Source organism: Escherichia sp. E3659 (assembly GCF_005781135.1).
Taxonomy (GTDB): Bacteria; Pseudomonadota; Gammaproteobacteria; order Enterobacterales; family Enterobacteriaceae; genus Escherichia.
Window position 1 is genome coordinate 62,448 of sequence record NZ_VATQ01000030.1, and the last position, 13,518, is coordinate 75,965.

At 52.4% G+C, this 13,518-nt stretch carries 14 protein-coding genes and 2 pseudogenes; 11 read left to right on the forward strand and 5 right to left on the reverse strand.

Annotated features, from left to right (window positions below; translation table 11 throughout):
• The first annotated feature begins 2 nt into the window (after window positions 1-2).
• The 6 genes and pseudogenes from FEK47_RS19845 to FEK47_RS19870 all read left to right on the forward strand — a co-directional run bounded on the left by FEK47_RS19845 (window position 3) and on the right by FEK47_RS19870 (window position 4,893).
• Window positions 3-275, forward strand: a complete 273-nt coding sequence (locus tag FEK47_RS19845) for a flagellar biosynthetic protein FliQ (RefSeq protein WP_000958542.1) — start codon at window positions 3-5, stop codon at window positions 273-275.
• A gap of 1 nt (window position 276) precedes the next feature.
• Window positions 277-1,059 carry a flagellar biosynthetic protein FliR gene (gene fliR / locus FEK47_RS19850; RefSeq protein ID WP_001260515.1) on the forward strand — a complete coding sequence of 261 codons (783 nt, stop codon included), beginning with the start codon at window positions 277-279 and terminating at the stop codon, window positions 1,057-1,059.
• Window positions 1,049-2,084 (forward strand): annotated as a pseudogene (locus FEK47_RS19855) (flagellar type III secretion system protein FlhB). The gene fliR and the pseudogene FEK47_RS19855 overlap by 11 nt, the downstream one beginning before the upstream one ends.
• On the forward strand, window positions 2,068-4,161 hold the full coding sequence (locus tag FEK47_RS19860) for a flagellar biosynthesis protein FlhA (protein ID WP_135486892.1): 2,094 nt from the start codon (window positions 2,068-2,070) through the stop codon (window positions 4,159-4,161). Before FEK47_RS19855 ends, FEK47_RS19860 begins: the two are co-directional and overlap by 17 nt.
• 104 nt (window positions 4,162-4,265) lie before the next feature.
• Window positions 4,266-4,544, forward strand: coding sequence for a type II toxin-antitoxin system HicA family toxin (locus FEK47_RS19865; RefSeq protein WP_135486891.1), 279 nt, complete (start codon window positions 4,266-4,268; stop codon window positions 4,542-4,544).
• On the forward strand, window positions 4,537-4,893 hold the full coding sequence (locus FEK47_RS19870; RefSeq protein WP_130209693.1) for a type II toxin-antitoxin system HicB family antitoxin: 357 nt from the start codon (window positions 4,537-4,539) through the stop codon (window positions 4,891-4,893). The genes FEK47_RS19865 and FEK47_RS19870 overlap by 8 nt, the downstream gene beginning before the upstream one ends.
• 56 nt (window positions 4,894-4,949) lie before the next feature.
• Here FEK47_RS19870 and FEK47_RS19875 read toward each other — a convergent pair whose 3' ends face one another.
• On the reverse strand, window positions 4,950-5,699 hold the full coding sequence (locus FEK47_RS19875; RefSeq protein ID WP_096944940.1) for a C40 family peptidase: 750 nt from the start codon (window positions 5,697-5,699) through the stop codon (window positions 4,950-4,952).
• Window positions 5,700-5,908: 209 nt separating this feature from the next.
• Here FEK47_RS19875 and dinJ point away from each other — a divergent pair, with 209 nt between their 5' ends.
• The 3 genes from dinJ (at window position 5,909) to dpaA (ending at window position 7,346) form a co-directional block, all read left to right on the forward strand.
• Complete coding sequence (gene dinJ, locus FEK47_RS19880) at window positions 5,909-6,169, forward strand: type II toxin-antitoxin system antitoxin DinJ (protein WP_000729703.1); 261 nt, start codon at window positions 5,909-5,911, stop codon at window positions 6,167-6,169.
• Window positions 6,170-6,171: 2 nt separating this feature from the next.
• On the forward strand, window positions 6,172-6,450 hold the full coding sequence (gene yafQ, locus FEK47_RS19885) for a type II toxin-antitoxin system mRNA interferase toxin YafQ (protein WP_000615976.1): 279 nt from the start codon (window positions 6,172-6,174) through the stop codon (window positions 6,448-6,450).
• 155 nt (window positions 6,451-6,605) lie between these two features.
• Window positions 6,606-7,346 (forward strand): peptidoglycan meso-diaminopimelic acid protein amidase, encoded by a 741-nt coding sequence (gene dpaA, locus FEK47_RS19890; RefSeq protein ID WP_001225684.1) that lies wholly within the window; start codon window positions 6,606-6,608, stop codon window positions 7,344-7,346.
• On the opposite strand, the gene FEK47_RS19895 is transcribed toward dpaA, so the two are convergent.
• Window positions 7,317-8,084, reverse strand: coding sequence for a class II glutamine amidotransferase (locus FEK47_RS19895; RefSeq protein ID WP_000333380.1), 768 nt, complete (start codon window positions 8,082-8,084; stop codon window positions 7,317-7,319). The two genes, dpaA and FEK47_RS19895, sit on opposite strands and share 30 nt — an antisense overlap.
• Window positions 8,085-8,292: 208 nt before the next feature.
• A complete protein-coding gene (gene lpcA / locus FEK47_RS19900) occupies window positions 8,293-8,871 on the reverse strand; it encodes a D-sedoheptulose 7-phosphate isomerase (RefSeq protein ID WP_016159301.1) in 579 nt (192 codons plus the stop codon).
• Window positions 8,872-9,110: 239 nt separating this feature from the next.
• Here lpcA and fadE point away from each other — a divergent pair, with 239 nt between their 5' ends.
• Window positions 9,111-11,555: an acyl-CoA dehydrogenase FadE gene (gene fadE / locus FEK47_RS19905; protein WP_000973094.1), complete on the forward strand. Its 2,445-nt coding sequence runs from the start codon at window positions 9,111-9,113 to the stop codon at window positions 11,553-11,555.
• A gap of 42 nt (window positions 11,556-11,597) precedes the next feature.
• Here fadE and ivy read toward each other — a convergent pair whose 3' ends face one another.
• Window positions 11,598-12,044, reverse strand: coding sequence for an Ivy family C-type lysozyme inhibitor (ivy, locus tag FEK47_RS19910; protein ID WP_205713528.1), 447 nt, complete (start codon window positions 12,042-12,044; stop codon window positions 11,598-11,600).
• A gap of 180 nt (window positions 12,045-12,224) precedes the next feature.
• Between ivy and yafV the strand changes: the two genes are divergently transcribed.
• Window positions 12,225-12,995 (forward strand): 2-oxoglutaramate amidase, encoded by a 771-nt coding sequence (gene yafV / locus FEK47_RS19915; RefSeq protein WP_001118043.1) that lies wholly within the window; start codon window positions 12,225-12,227, stop codon window positions 12,993-12,995.
• A 57-nt stretch (window positions 12,996-13,052) separates the two neighbouring features.
• Here the strand turns inward: yafV and FEK47_RS19920 are convergent.
• Window positions 13,053-13,421, reverse strand: a pseudogene (locus tag FEK47_RS19920) (ISAs1 family transposase); the annotation flags it as partial.
• Window positions 13,422-13,518 lie beyond the last annotated feature (97 nt).

The window sequence follows — 13,518 nt, forward strand, 5'->3', positions numbered from 1 at the left end:
TTATGTTGACCGTAGACGTAGCCGCCGACATTGTCGCCAGCGGCATTAAAGTGGTGATTTTACTGGTTTCGGTACTGGTGGTGCCAAGCCTGCTGGTCGGCCTGCTGGTGAGCGTGTTCCAGGCGGTGACGCAGATTAACGAACAGACCCTGAGCTTTTTGCCAAGACTGATTGTCACGCTGGTGGTGCTGGGCGTGTGCGGCAAATGGATGATTATCCAGTTGCATGATCTGTGCATTCATCTGTTTACCCAGGCCGCCCTGCTGGTGCATTAAGATGCGCACAAGCGACGTTACGCAACTGACGGATCTGGCGCTGGGGCTGTGGTTTCCCTTCGTGCGCATTATGGCGTTTCTGCGCTATGTGCCGGTGCTGGATAACAGCGCCCTGACCGTGCGCGTGCGGATTATTTTGTCGCTGGCGCTGGCGATCATCATCACGCCGTTGATCCCCCATCCCATTCCCCACGACCTGCTTTCGCTCAACAGCCTGATCCTGACGGTGGAGCAAATTTTATGGGGCATGTTGTTCGGGCTGATGTTTCAGTTTCTGTTTCTGGCGCTGCAACTGGCCGGGCAAATTCTCTCGTTCAATATGGGGATGAGCATGGCGGTGATGAACGACCCGAGCAGCGGCGCATCGACCACCGTGCTGGCGGAGTTAATTAACGTTTACGCGATCCTGCTATTTTTTGCGATGGACGGGCATCTGCTGCTGGTAAGCGTGCTGTACAAGGGCTTCACCTACTGGCCGATTGGCAACGCGCTGCATCCGCAAACCCTGCGCACCATCGCGCTGGCATTTAGCTGGGTGCTGGCATCCGCATCGCTGCTGGCGCTACCGACCACTTTTATCATGCTGATTGTGCAGGGCTGCTTTGGCCTGCTTAACCGCATTGCGCCGCCGCTGAACCTCTTTTCACTCGGCTTTCCCATCAACATGCTGGCGGGGCTGGTTTGCTTCGCCACTCTGCTCTACAACCTGCCAGATCACTATCTGCATCTGGCGAATTTTGTGTTGCAGCAACTCGACGCGCTGAAAGGTCACTATGGCGGATAGCAGCAGCGAAGAAAAAACAGAAAAACCCTCGGCGCAAAAGCTGCGTAAAGCGCGTGAAGAGGGGCAACTGCCGCGCTCGAAGGATATGGGGCTGGCGGCGAGCCTGTTTGCGGCGTTTGTGGTGATCTCCAGTAGTTTCCCGTGGTATGCCGATTTTGTGCGCGAGAGTTTTATCAGCGTGCATCAGTACGCGCAGGAGATTAATAACCCGCAGGTGATCGGCCAGTTTCTGCGCCATCACCTGTTAATTCTCGGCAAGTTTATCCTCACCTTGCTGCCGATGCCCGCCGCTGCGCTGCTCTCTTCGCTGGTGCCCGGCGGCTGGCTGTTTCTGCCGAAAAAAATCCTCCCGGATTTCAGCAAAATCAGTCCGTTAAAAGGCATTGGGCGGCTGTTTTCCAGTGAACATCTGGCGGAAACGGGAAAAATGACGGTGAAGTCGGTGGTGGTGCTGGTGATGCTGTGGATTAGCCTGCGCAATAACTTTGCCGCCTTTCTCGGCCTGCAGGCACTGCCGTTCAAACTGGCGATGAATGATGGGTTGTCGCTCTACGCCAGCGTGATGCGCAACTTTGTCATCCTGTTTATCTTCTTTGCGCTGATCGACGTGCCGCTGGCGAAAGCCCTGTTTACCAAAGGGCTGAAGATGACTAAGCAGGAGCTGAAAGAAGAGTACAAAAATCAGGAAGGTAAGCCGGAAGTGAAGGCGCGCGTGCGGCGGCTGCAACGGCAGCTGGCGATGGGGCAAATCCGCAAAGTGGTGCCGAAAGCCAACGTGGTGATCACCAACCCGACCCACTACGCCGTGGCGTTGCAGTATGACTCGTCGCGTGCCGCCGCGCCGTTTGTGGTGGCGAAAGGCACCGATGAAATCGCCCTCTATATTCGCCAGGTCGCCACGGAGAATCAGGTGGAAGTGGTCGAGTTCCCGCGGCTGGCGCGAGGGCGCACAGCCGCGCCCGGCCCTGAACAGACATATTTCCATTCCCAAAGAGGTGCTTAAACTGGATGGCGAAAACAACTAAATCGTTCCTCGCGCTACTGCGCGGCGGCAATCTCGGCGTGCCGCTGGTGATCCTGTGTATTCTGGCGATGGTTATTCTGCCGCTGCCGCCTGCGCTGCTGGATATTCTGTTCACCTTCAACATTGTGTTGGCGGTGATGGTACTGCTGGTGGCGGTGTCGGCGAAAAGGCCGCTGGAATTCAGCCTGTTCCCGACCATTTTGCTGATCACCACCTTAATGCGCCTGACGCTTAACGTCGCCTCTACGCGCGTGGTGCTGCTGCATGGGCATCTCGGCGCGGGCGCGGCGGGTAAGGTGATTGAGTCATTTGGTCAGGTGGTGATTGGCGGCAACTTTGTTGTCGGCTTTGTGGTGTTTATCATCCTGATGATCATCAACTTTATCGTCGTCACCAAAGGGGCCGAGCGTATTTCCGAGGTTTCTGCCCGCTTTACCCTGGACGCGATGCCCGGCAAACAGATGGCGATTGACGCCGATCTTAACGCCGGGTTGATCAACCAGGCGCAGGCACAAACCCGGCGTAAGGATGTTGCCAGCGAGGCCGATTTCTACGGCGCAATGGACGGAGCATCGAAGTTTGTACGCGGGGACGCCATCGCCGGGATGATGATTCTTGCGATCAACCTGATCGGCGGCGTCTGTATCGGCATCTTTAAATACAACCTGAGCGCCGATGCCGCCTTCCAGCAATACGTGCTGATGACCATCGGCGACGGGCTGGTGGCGCAGATCCCTTCCCTGCTGCTCTCCACCGCGGCAGCGATTATCGTCACCCGCGTCAGCGACAACGGCGATATCGCCCATGACGTGCGCCACCAGTTGCTGGCAAGCCCGTCGGTGCTCTACACCGCCACCGGGATCATGTTCGTACTGGCGGTGGTGCCGGGAATGCCGCACCTGCCGTTTTTGCTGTTCAGCGCCCTGCTGGGTTTTACCGGCTGGCGGATGAGCAAACAGCCGCAGGCGGCGGAGGCGGAAGAGAAAAGCCTCGAAACGCTGACCCGCACCATCACCGAAACCAGCGAGCAACAGGTCAGTTGGGAAACCATTCCGCTGATCGAGCCCATCAGTTTAAGCCTCGGCTACAAGCTGGTGGCGCTGGTGGACAAAGCACAGGGCAACCCGCTCACCCAGCGGATTCGCGGCGTGCGGCAGGTGATATCCGACGGTAACGGCGTGCTGCTGCCGGAGATCCGTATTAGGGAAAACTTCCGCCTCAAGCCCAGCCAGTACGCGATTTTCATCAACGGCATTAAGGCTGATGAAGCGGATATTCCGGCGGATAAACTGATGGCCCTGCCCTCCAGCGAAACCTACGGCGAGATTGACGGCGTATTGGGGAACGACCCGGCGTACGGGATGCCGGTCACCTGGATCCAGCCTGCGCAGAAAGCGAAGGCGCTGAATATGGGGTATCAGGTGATCGACAGCGCCAGCGTGATTGCTACCCACGTGAACAAGATTGTGCGCAGCTATATTCCTGATTTGTTTAACTATGATGATATTACGCAGTTGCATAACCGTTTGTCGTCGATGGCACCGCGCCTGGCGGAGGATTTGAGCGCGGCGCTGAATTACAGCCAGTTGTTGAAAGTGTACCGGGCGCTGCTGACCGAAGGCGTTTCCCTGCGTGATATCGTCACCATCGCCACCGTGCTGGTCGCCAGTAGCACAGTGACCAAAGATCATATTCTGCTGGCAGCTGATGTACGCCTGGCGCTGCGGCGCAGCATTACCCATCCGTTCGTTCGCAAGCAGGAGCTGGCGGTGTATACGCTGAATAATGAGCTGGAAAATCTGCTGACCAACGTGGTGAATCAGGCGCAACAGGCCGGCAAAGTGATGCTCGACAGCGTGCCGGTAGACCCGAATATGCTCAACCAGTTCCAGAGCACGATGCCGCAAGTGAAGGAGCAGATGAAAGCGGCGGGGAAAGACCCGGTGCTGCTGGTGCCGCCGCAGCTGCGCCCTTTGCTGGCGCGTTATGCAAGGTTGTTTGCGCCGGGGCTGCATGTGCTGTCGTATAACGAAGTGCCGGATGAGCTGGAGTTGAAGATTATGGGGGCGTTGAGTTGATGGGGGATTCTTTTCCATGCTTTGCACAATCTGACACCATTAATTGACGTCACACTGCAAACAGACTACGATGACACCATACAATGACGTCATGGATTGATAGTATGATCAAGGTCAGCGCGCTAGGCTCTCGTCATAGAAAAACATTCGACGATGTAATGACGGAGCCGCCAAAATCTGGAATTAAATGGGATGATGTTGTTGCGCTCATTAAAGCGGTGGGTGGAACACTAAAAAATAACAATGGTTCCAGAAGGAAGTTTCAGATTGGAACGACCAAATTCAGTACACATGAGCCACATCCAAAGAATGTGATGGATAAAGGCGCAGTAACAGGTCTTAAGGAGTGGTTTGTTAACTGTGTAGGGGTAGATTATGAATAAAGCATCGAACATTATCACCATTAAAGGTCAACCAGCCGCAGTGACATTTGAAGCCGATATCAACGCATTTCGCGGCAAATTCCTCAATGTAAATGGTTATTGCGACTTTGTGGCGACAAGCATTGAGGCATTGTACCGGGAAGGTGAAAGTGCGTTGGATGAGTGGATGGCGGATTGTGAAGAGGACGGCATTGCCCCTTTTCGTGAAGAAGAAGAGCAAAAACGCCTGACGCTTCGTGTTCCTCATCACATCGATTCACGGCTGACCATTGTCGCCAGACAACATTCCATTTCAAAAAATCAGCTTATTGTTGATGTGTTAGAACGTGAGTTTTCATCCCAGATGTAAACAGGTCGGATGCCATATGGCATCCGATTTTTTGCCTGATCGTCAGTATTCTCCATTTACAAAATCGTCTCTTCCGTCAAAATCCGTCGCGCACCCAAAAAATGGTCCTGCCAGAAAGGTTCGGCTAATCGGCTTATCCGAATGGTTTCGCCGGTACGTGGCGACTCGATAAATTGCCCATCGCCCAAATACACGCCCATATGATCGGCTATCTCGCGGCTGTGGATATGGAAAAACAGCAAATCTCCCCGGCGCAGGTCGTTGTTCGCCACAATCGTTGCCCGATGGTAGTGATACATCTCATTGGCCGTGCGCGGGAGCTTCGCCTCAAGGATCTTGTTGTAGGCATAAAAAACCAACCCGCTACAGTCGAAGCCTTGATCGGGCCGCGTGCCGCCCCAGACGTAAGGCTTGCCAAGCTGCTGCTCCAGGCGGTGAATCGCCACTTCGGTGATGTTATGCAGGTGATCGCTGCTTAAAAAGTGGTTGTTTTCCGCCAGCGCCTGCCAGCGTCTGTCACTCGCCTTGAGCGGCGCAGGAAACCATTCTGGATGCTGTTTTATCTGCTCCCGGTTGTGCTGGCGTAGCGCCCTTCTGCTTTCGGCATTGCCTTCCACAATATAGCTGGCCTGTTTTTTCAGATGGGTTTGGTACTGTTTTAATAAACGCGCACGGTTTTGCATCCGCTGGCGGGCGGCGTAGCTGAAAGAGATATGTGATGTGGTGGCGCTGGCAAATGAAGAAAACGGCAAACAAATCAACAGTAATCCCGACAATACAAAGGATGGAATCGACGGCAAGGACATACTCAATAATGGCTGGTCATGCTTTAATGTTGCAGTGTATCCCGGATCGTTTCTGAACAAACTTAATAAACCATTATTATAAAATTAACAGATATATTTCAGTGAATTATGTAAATACATCAGTTTATTGAATTGCTCATGAATTGCCGCTGTTGCTCAATTGAGCTACAATTCAAGCTGAATATATATACAGCACAGGAGATATCCCAATGGCTGCAAATGCATTTGTTCGTGCCCGAATCGATGAGGATTTGAAGAATCAGGCGGCGGACGTACTGGCCGGGATGGGGCTGACCATCTCTGACCTGGTTCGCATAACCCTCACAAAAGTCGCGCGTGAAAAGGCATTGCCGTTTGATTTACGCGAGCCTAATCAATTAACCATTCAATCAATCAAAAACAGCGAAGCTGGCATTGATGTTCATAAGGCCAAAGACGCCGATGATTTATTTGATAAATTAGGAATTTAAATATGATTCAAAGGGATATTGAATACTCAGGACAATTTTCAAAGGATGTAAAACTTGCACAAAAGCGTCATAAGGATATGAATAAATTGAAATATCTTATGACGCTTCTTATAAATAATGCTTTACCGCTTCCAGCTGTTTATAAAGACCACCCGCTGCAAGGTTCATGGAAAGGTTATCGCGATGCTCATGTCGAACCGGACTGGATCCTGATTTACAAACTTACCGATAAACTTTTACGATTTGAGAGAACTGGAACTCACGCGGCGCTCTTTGGGTAAAGCCCGCTTCCGATGAAATTTGTAAACCCAGCGCCGACAGGCTTGCGTAAAACTCTTTTGGTGATAATGTGAGCCTTCCAAATCCAGACTATTCCGATTTGGGATCTATTTTGCCGTCCTGGCGTGTGTAACCGTTTTATCAAGGAATAAGCAGTATGCGTAAAATCGCATTAATTCTTGCGATGTTGTTGATCCCGTGCGTTTCATTTGCCGGTTTGCTGGGCAGCAGTAGCTCTACCACGCCTGTGAGCAAAGAGTATAAGCAGCAGTTGATGGGATCCCCTGTCTACATCCAGATCTTCAAGGAAGAACGTACGCTCGATCTCTACGTCAAAATGGGCGAGCAATATCAGCTGCTCGACAGTTATAAAATCTGTAAATATTCCGGCGGGTTAGGACCAAAACAGCGTCAGGGCGATTTTAAAAGTCCGGAAGGGTTTTATAGCGTTCAGCGTAATCAGTTAAAACCAGACAGCCGTTACTATAAAGCGATTAATATTGGTTTCCCCAATGCCTATGACCGTGCGCATGGTTATGAAGGGAAATACCTGATGATCCACGGCGATTGTGTTTCCATCGGCTGCTACGCAATGACCAATCAGGGTATTGATGAGATCTTCCAGTTCGTTACTGGTGCGCTGGTGTTTGGTCAGTCAAGTGTGCAGGTGAGCATTTACCCATTTCGCATGACCGACGCCAACATGCAGCGTCATAAGTATTCCAACTTTAAGGACTTCTGGGAGCAACTGAAGCCGGGCTATGACTACTTTGAACAGACCCGTAAGCCACCGACCGTTTCTGTGGTCAATGGTCGTTACGTGGTCAGCAAGCCGTTGAGCCACGAAGTGGTGCAACCACAGCTGGCATCAAACTACACGCTCCCCGAGGCAAAATAAGCGCCATTCGCCTGGCATAATCTTTTGCCAGGTTTCATTGCCCGTCAGCGGCTGTGTCGCAATCACCGTGACCACATCATTCGGTGTGGTCTGCGAGCTGAAGTCGATTTCCACATCCTGATCCAGCAACGTTGCCACGCCAAACGGCGCGCGGCGGGTGATCCAGTGCAGATTGGTCGAGCAATACGCCATTACATAGCGCCCATCCGAAAGCAGCATGTTGAAAACGCCCTTCTGCCGCAGTTCGTCCGCCAGTGAAGCGATATATTTAAACACTGCTGCCATGTTGCCCGGCGTGCGCGGGTAACGCTGCGTTAATTTATGCAGCAGCCAGCAAAAGGCTTTTTCGCTATCGGTTTCACCGACCGGGCGGAAGTTGCCGGTTTCCAGTGATTTGTAGCCCGTCAATTGCCCGTTATGGGCGTACGTCCAGTTGCGTCCCCATAACTCGCGGGTAAATGGGTGAGTATTTTCCAGCGCCACCTCGCCCCGATTAGCCTGGCGAATATGAGCCACAACCGAACAGGATTTTATCGGGTAGTCCTGGACCAGTTTGGCGATGGGGGAATTAAAGCTGGGTTGTGGATCTTTAAATGTGCGACAGCCTTTACCTTCGTAAAAGGTGATGCCCCAGCCATCTTTATGTGGCCCGGTTCCACCACCACGCTGCACAAGCCCGGTGAAACTAAAGCAGATATCAGTAGGGACGTTGGCGCTCATCCCGAGCAATTCGCACATCGGTAACCTCCACAACAGCGGGAGCGCATGGCCCCCGGCGAAGATTGATTTAAGAATTTTCAGGTCGGATGCGGCGTAAACGCATTATTCGGCCTACGGTTCGGGTACAGATTTGTAGGCATGATAAGACGCGCCAGCGTCGCATCAGGCATCAGAGCACAAATGCCGGATGCGGCGTAATGAACGCCTTATCCGGCCTACGCCAGACTTACTTAACCATCTCTTTTTCAATCAACTGGATCAGGATATGGATCACTTTAATGTGGATCTCCTGAATGCGGTCGGCATAACCAAAGTGCGGAACGCGAATTTCGATATCCGCCGTGCCAGCCATTTTACCGCCGTCTTTACCGGTCAGGGTGATCACTTTCATCCCCTTCTCACGCGCCGCCGCAATCGCTTTGATCACGTTTGCAGAGTTACCAGAGGTGGAGATCCCCAGCAGCACATCGCCTTCGCGTCCTACAGCTTCAACGTAGCGGGAGAAAATATCGTTAAAGCCAAAATCGTTGCCAACACAGGTGATGTGGCTGACATCTGAAATGGCAATCGCCGGATAGCCCGGACGGTTTTCACGGTAGCGACCGGTCAACTCTTCGGCAAAGTGCATGGCGTCGCAATGGGAGCCGCCGTTGCCACAGGAAAGCACCTTGCCACCGGCTTTAAAGCTGTCTGCTAACAGGACCGCCGCGCGCTGAATGGCGTGAATATTGGCGTCATCTTTTAAAAAGTTAGCCAGCGTTTCCGCCGCTTCGTTCAGTTCGTTACGAATAAGATCCTGGTACATGAGGATATCCTTCAGCATAAATGAATTAGACAAAATGCAGTGTACCGGATACCACCAAAAGCGAGAAGACCAGCGCGGTGGAATGACCAGGACTTTTTGACCCGAAGTGCGGATAAAAACAGCAACAATGTGAGCTTCGTTGTAATTATATTGTAAACACATTGCTAAATGTTTTTACATCCACTACAACCATATCATCACAAGTGGTCGGACCTCCTACAAGTAAGGGGCTTTTCGTTATGATGATTTTGAGTATTCTCGCTACGGTTGTCCTGCTCGGCGCGTTGTTCTATCACCGCGTGAGCTTATTTATCAGCAGTCTGATTTTGCTCGCCTGGACAGCCGCCCTCGGCGTTGCTGGTCTGTGGTCGGCGTGGGTACTGGTGCCTCTGGCCATTATCCTTGTGCCGTTTAACTTCGCGCCTATGCGTAAGTCGATGATTTCCGCGCCGGTATTTCGCGGTTTCCGTAAAGTGATGCCGCCGATGTCGCGCACTGAGAAAGAAGCGATCGACGCAGGCACCACATGGTGGGAAGGCGATTTGTTCCAGGGCAAGCCGGACTGGAAAAAGCTGCATAACTATCCGCAGCCGCGCCTGACTGCCGAAGAGCAAGCGTTTCTCGACGGCCCGGTAGAAGAAGCCTGCCGGATGGCGAATGATTTCCAGATTACTCATGAGCTGGCTGATTTGCCGCCGGAGTTGTGGGCGTACCTTAAAGAGCATCGCTTCTTCGCGATGATCATCAAAAAAGAGTACGGCGGGCTGGAGTTCTCGGCTTATGCCCAGTCTCGTGTGCTGCAAAAACTCTCCGGCGTGAGCGGGATCCTGGCGATTACCGTCGGCGTGCCGAACTCATTAGGCCCGGGCGAGCTACTGCAACATTACGGCACTGACGAGCAGAAAAATCACTATCTGCCGCGTCTGGCGCGTGGTCAGGAGATCCCTTGCTTTGCGCTAACCAGCCCGGAAGCGGGTTCCGATGCGGGCGCGATTCCGGATACCGGGATTGTCTGCATGGGCGAATGGCAGGGCCAGCAGGTGCTGGGGATGCGTCTGACCTGGAACAAACGCTACATTACGCTGGCACCGATTGCGACCGTGCTTGGTCTGGCGTTTAAACTCTCCGACCCGGAAAAACTGCTGGGTGGCGCAGAAGATTTAGGTATTACCTGTGCGCTGATCCCGACCACCACGCCGGGCGTGGAAATTGGTCGTCGCCACTTCCCGCTGAACGTGCCGTTCCAGAATGGACCGACGCGCGGTAAAGATGTCTTCGTACCGATCGATTACATTATCGGCGGGCCGAAAATGGCCGGGCAAGGCTGGCGGATGCTGGTGGAGTGTCTCTCGGTAGGCCGCGGCATCACCCTGCCTTCCAACTCAACCGGCGGCGTGAAGTCGGTTGCGCTGGCAACGGGCGCGTATGCGCACATTCGCCGTCAGTTCAAAATCTCTATCGGTAAGATGGAAGGGATTGAAGAGCCGCTGGCGCGTATTGCCGGTAATGCGTACGTAATGGACGCTGCAGCGTCGCTGATTACCTACGGCATTATGCTCGGTGAGAAACCTGCCGTGCTGTCGGCTATCGTTAAGTATCACTGTACCCACCGCGGGCAGCAGTCGATTATTGATGCGATGGATATTACCGGGGGTAAAGGCATTATGCTCGGGCAGAGCAACTTCCTGGCCCGTGCTTACCAGGGCGCACCGATTGCCATCACCGTTGAAGGGGCCAACATTCTGACCCGCAGCATGATGATCTTCGGCCAGGGGGCGATTCGTTGCCATCCGTACGTGCTGGAAGAAATGGAAGCGGCGAAGAATAATGACGTCAACGCGTTCGATAAACTGTTGTTCAAACATATCGGTCACGTCGGTAGCAACAAAGTTCGCAGCTTCTGGCTGGGCCTGACGCGCGGTTTAACCAGCAGCACGCCAACCGGCGATGCCACTAAACGCTACTATCAACACCTGAACCGCCTGAGCGCCAACCTTGCTCTGCTTTCTGATGTCTCGATGGCGGTGCTGGGCGGCAGCCTGAAACGTCGCGAGCGCATCTCGGCCCGTCTGGGGGATATTTTAAGCCAGCTCTACCTCGCCTCTGCCGTGCTGAAGCGTTATGACGACGAAGGCCGTAATGAAGCCGACCTGCCGCTGGTGCACTGGGGCGTACAAGATGCGCTGTATCAGGCTGAACAGGCGATGGATGATTTACTGCAAAACTTCCCGAACCGCGTGGTTGCCGGGCTGCTGAATGTGGTGATCTTCCCGACCGGACGTCATTATCTGGCACCTTCTGACAAGCTGGATCATAAGGTGGCGAAGATTTTACAAGTGCCGAACGCTACCCGTTCACGTATTGGGCGCGGTCAGTACCTGACCCCGAGCGAGCATAACCCGGTTGGTTTACTGGAAGAGGCGCTGGTGGATGTGATTGCCGCCGACCCGATTCATCAGCGGATCTGTAAAGAGCTGGGTAAAAACCTGCCATTTACCCGTCTGGATGAACTGGCGCACAACGCGCTGGCGAAGGGGCTGATTGATAAAGATGAAGCCGCTATTCTGGTGAAAGCTGAAGAAAGCCGTCTGCGCAGTATTAACGTTGATGACTTTGATCCGGAAGAGCTGGCGACGAAGCCGGTAAAGTTGCCGGAGAAAGTGCGGAAAGTTGAAGCCGCGTAATTGAATAACGGAGCCGAAAGGCTCCGTTTCTTTATCCGCTAATTATTTAAAATTAAAGCCATCCGGATGGTTTTCCAGGCTGCCAGTCAACGCTGCGAACAACACCGTTTTACCATCAATCGAAAGCGCATCGTTCACATTCAGCCAGGTGAGTTTCTCTTGCGACGTTTTCTCATCAATAGTCGAGAACAGCCCCGTCATCTGATTAGATTTCTCGGACCACATCACAGCGATACGTTGCGAGCCACAGTCATGCGGTTTGCACGCGCTCATCACCTGATACGTCTCATCTCCCAACGTTACGGTTTGTGCGGGAGTATAAGTACCGCCTTTCATCACCCATGCAGGTAGCTTATGCCCTTGCACCATCTGATTAAACGCAGCTTTGGTGGTTTCGCCCTTTGCCAGGCTGCTAATGGTTAAATCATCCTGCGCCATTGCACTGGTGGCGATGACCAGTGCGGCGACTGTCATTATTGCCTTAAACATCATTCCTCCCGAGCTTATCCTGCCCATGTTATTAACCTCCTAAAGCCTGGCGATAACACGATAATTTGCAAATCAGATATTTCCAATATCAGCATTTGTTATCAATTTATTCCGCAGTAAGGTAATAGCCTGATAAGGTGTTAAAGTTATAAAACCCTTCGCATAAAGGAGTTGTACACCGTGCCTGGTTTGAAGATTACGCTTTTGCAGCAACCGTTGGTGTGGATGGATGGTCCTGCCAACCTGCGCCATTTTGATCGTCAACTGGAAGGTATTACCGGGCGTGATGTGATCGTTCTACCGGAGATGTTTACCAGCGGCTTTGCTATGGAAGCGGCAGCTTCGTCGCTAGCACAAGATGACGTAGTGAACTGGATGACAGCCAAAGCGCAGCAGTGCAATGCGCTGATTGCAGGCAGTGTTGCATTACAAACGGAGTCTGGTTCGGTTAACCGCTTTTTGCTGGTTGAGCCGGGCGGCACGGTACATTTTTATGATAAGCGTCATCTGTTCCGCATGGCAGATGAGCATCTGCATTATAAAGCGGGCAATGCACGAGTGATTGTGGAATGGCGCGGCTGGCGTATTTTGCCGCTGGTGTGCTACGACTTACGTTTTCCGGTGTGGTCGCGCAATCTCAACGATTATGACCTCGCACTGTACGTCGCCAACTGGCCTGCTCCGCGCTCTCTGCACTGGCAGGCATTGCTGACAGCCCGCGCGATTGAGAATCAGGCGTATGTGGCGGGATGCAATCGCGTCGGCAGCGATGGCAACGGCTGCCATTATCGCGGTGACAGCCGGGTGATTAATCCACAGGGCGAGATTATCGCTACTGCCGACGCGCATCAGGCAACGCGCATTGATGCGGAGCTGTCGATGGTGGCATTACGGGAATATAGAGAAAAGTTTCCGGCATGGCGGGATGCGGATGAGTTTAGGTTGTGGTGAGTGGGTGTTGTGTTTAAGGCCGGGGAGAGTCGGGGTAAGACTACGAAAGCCCGCTCTCCTGCGACGACTTTTATCATAAGAGTGCCGGAGCGTTTTTCCATCAATTGCAATGACGTCTTTATCATTTGATGAATGGCAGTCACGCATCCAGTTAATAAAGCACTCATGAAATTTTGCAGGACTGATACAGGATACAACTCTGGCAATGGTATCGTGAACAGGAATACCATTTTCAAAATCACCATATTGCTTCAAAAAATCGAGATGTGTTTCCCCAAAATCCTCTATATCTTCCCATCCTTCTGCACCAGAAATAACGGCACAAATAGTCAACAGTAGAATATCCGATAATTTATGTTCCACTTTCCAGGCTTGTCTGTAATCGGGAATAATAGAAATATGTCCCATCAATTTTTTAAGTTCCATTTTGCTCTCCTTAATTATGCAAGGAGTATTTGATCATGTATAAGTAATAAAAAACAGCTTCAGGTAATGAGGAATATCTCAATTTTTAAACATAAAA

What these genes read in the sequence shown, in the direction of transcription:
- FEK47_RS19845 (WP_000958542.1), top strand. Translation starts at nt 3, where the DNA reads ATGTTGACCGTAGACGTAGCCGCCGACATTGTCGCCAGCGGCATTAAA.
- fliR (WP_001260515.1), top strand. Translation starts at nt 277, where the DNA reads ATGCGCACAAGCGACGTTACGCAACTGACGGATCTGGCGCTGGGGCTG.
- FEK47_RS19860 (WP_135486892.1), top strand. Translation starts at nt 2,068, where the DNA reads ATGGCGAAAACAACTAAATCGTTCCTCGCGCTACTGCGCGGCGGCAAT.
- FEK47_RS19865 (WP_135486891.1), top strand. Translation starts at nt 4,266, where the DNA reads ATGATCAAGGTCAGCGCGCTAGGCTCTCGTCATAGAAAAACATTCGAC.
- FEK47_RS19870 (WP_130209693.1), top strand. Translation starts at nt 4,537, where the DNA reads ATGAATAAAGCATCGAACATTATCACCATTAAAGGTCAACCAGCCGCA.
- FEK47_RS19875 (WP_096944940.1), bottom strand. Translation starts at nt 5,699, where the DNA reads ATGTCCTTGCCGTCGATTCCATCCTTTGTATTGTCGGGATTACTGTTG.
- dinJ (WP_000729703.1), top strand. Translation starts at nt 5,909, where the DNA reads ATGGCTGCAAATGCATTTGTTCGTGCCCGAATCGATGAGGATTTGAAG.
- yafQ (WP_000615976.1), top strand. Translation starts at nt 6,172, where the DNA reads ATGATTCAAAGGGATATTGAATACTCAGGACAATTTTCAAAGGATGTA.
- dpaA (WP_001225684.1), top strand. Translation starts at nt 6,606, where the DNA reads ATGCGTAAAATCGCATTAATTCTTGCGATGTTGTTGATCCCGTGCGTT.
- FEK47_RS19895 (WP_000333380.1), bottom strand. Translation starts at nt 8,084, where the DNA reads ATGTGCGAATTGCTCGGGATGAGCGCCAACGTCCCTACTGATATCTGC.
- lpcA (WP_016159301.1), bottom strand. Translation starts at nt 8,871, where the DNA reads ATGTACCAGGATCTTATTCGTAACGAACTGAACGAAGCGGCGGAAACG.
- fadE (WP_000973094.1), top strand. Translation starts at nt 9,111, where the DNA reads ATGATGATTTTGAGTATTCTCGCTACGGTTGTCCTGCTCGGCGCGTTG.
- ivy (WP_205713528.1), bottom strand. Translation starts at nt 12,044, where the DNA reads ATGTTTAAGGCAATAATGACAGTCGCCGCACTGGTCATCGCCACCAGT.